Here is a 1,879-nt window from a genome sequence, read left to right as displayed (position 1 = left end):
CTTGAACATCAACCATCCAGATAGTTTGGCCGTGGTATCGGTGGTCAATAACCCAAAAATTGAGACATCGTTATCCCCAGTTATAGCGACCATTATACATACGATTACAAAACAAATGAGCATACGCTACCGAAACCCATCTTTTCTGTTGATGGAGGAAGCGGCTACTTTGCAATTGCTCAATATGCACCGCATTCCCGCTACCTTGCGAAGCTATGATATTGCCACGGTTTATGTACTGCAGGACAAGATCCAAAACGATATGATGTATGGCCCCATGGCCAGCAAGGCGATTTTGAGCAACCTTTCCTATCAGTTCTTTGGGAAGGCCAATGACCCGGACACTGCTAAATATTATGAACGCTTTTTTGAGATAGTGAAGAAGGAGACCATCAGCGTGAACAAGGGCTATAACCTTAATTTTGATACCCGCGTGACCAAAGGGGAGCGCGAAGTGGCCAAGACCCGCGCCAATGTGTTCTATGGTCTTCCACAAGGAGCCTTTGTAGTATTGGCAGATGGGAAGGATAAGAAGGTGCAGTTTAATTCTCCTAAGATTCTGAGGCAATTACCAGCACCAGCGCGAAATCTAAAGGAACAGCTTCAGGAGAATTTTGAACGGATTCATCTAGAGGCAAGGCTCATTTTTGAGAAATGAAAGAAAAAAAACTAACGTTTTTTTGAACCTAAATTTTGTAGAGGTGCATTTTCCATTTTTAAGTAAAAAATATTCGGCCCATTCTACTTCGTCCCATTACCCTCCTATTTAAGAAATACACTTCGATTAAAATTTTTGAACACATCACAAAACCCCAATTATATAGACATAGTCTATTCATCAAGATGTAAGGCTACAAAAGTATTTCGATATATGCCGGATCTGGTTTCTACTTTGAAAATAATTTTAATTCAATTTAAGTCCATTTGTGATTTGTCATATTAAGTTATTGAATCTTAATGACGCCGCTCAGCTTTATCATAACGATCGGATGATGGTTCTATATCTTACTTATTTATATACAGAATAGGATCCTCGATTACAACCGCAGTCAATTATTGAAAAAAAAGAACAAGAATATTGATTAGAAAAATTAATTGTCTAACTTTAGTTTTACAGATATTGTAGGACAATCAATGTTAAAATACAACCCAATAATATTGCTATTTAACCGATAAGTGTTATTATTGAATGCTTTCATAGTTAATTTAAGGATTATTAATCCTTAAAATTTTAAATTATGAATGCAAAAAGAATTTTTATTTTGACTTGTCTTGTCCTATTTACAGCAGGGGCTCTGAGCTCATGCACGAATGACACAGCAAACGACGATCAGCTTTATCAAGAACAATCTATTGACAAAGACGAAATCACGGAAGAGGATACTTAAAAACCTATTAGCAGCGATTGGGATAATTTTCCTATCGTCACTGCCTTATATCCATGATATGATCACAATCAGGGGCGAGGGCTTACAGTCCTGGGTCCCTGATTTTGGTTTACAGGAATTGTTAACGGATAAAAATGGAAAGGTTATGGGCTTTTCTTCTTATCGTGTATTCATCTATACCTTGTCTATACATTTATTCGCCCACATTGGTTGGGTAGGTTGGATGTTGGATGCCAAGGGGAAATCATATCGGTTTGCTTTATTGGTGCCGGTTGTGCTAAGTGGCTACACAGTTGCCCTATTATTGTTCAATGCCAGGGCCACCGAATTCAATGAACCTGATACCAAATTTTACATTACGATAGTTTTAAGCATTATAGTGATAGTCAATTTTTTCATAAATAATAGAAACAGGTCATTAAATGGAGAGTAACAGTACACGCTTTGGATTTCTTAACGCTGTTGGAGCGAAGTTGAAAAAAATGAATGAT

At 37.4% G+C, this 1,879-nt stretch carries 2 protein-coding genes; both read left to right on the top strand.

Annotated elements, in window-relative coordinates:
• On the top strand, positions 1-658 hold a 658-nt coding region (locus tag WBM60_RS09575), incomplete at its 5' end, for a type IV secretory system conjugative DNA transfer family protein (RefSeq protein ID WP_424283011.1).
• Between the two features lie 788 nt (positions 659-1,446).
• On the top strand, positions 1,447-1,821 hold the full coding sequence (locus tag WBM60_RS09570; RefSeq protein WP_424278331.1) for a hypothetical protein: 375 nt from the start codon (positions 1,447-1,449) through the stop codon (positions 1,819-1,821).
• Positions 1,822-1,879 lie beyond the last annotated feature (58 nt).

This window comes from Eudoraea sp. (genome assembly GCF_049669105.1).
Classification (GTDB): Bacteria; Bacteroidota; Bacteroidia; order Flavobacteriales; family Flavobacteriaceae; genus Eudoraea.
This window is presented reverse-complemented; position numbering and strand designations above follow the sequence as displayed.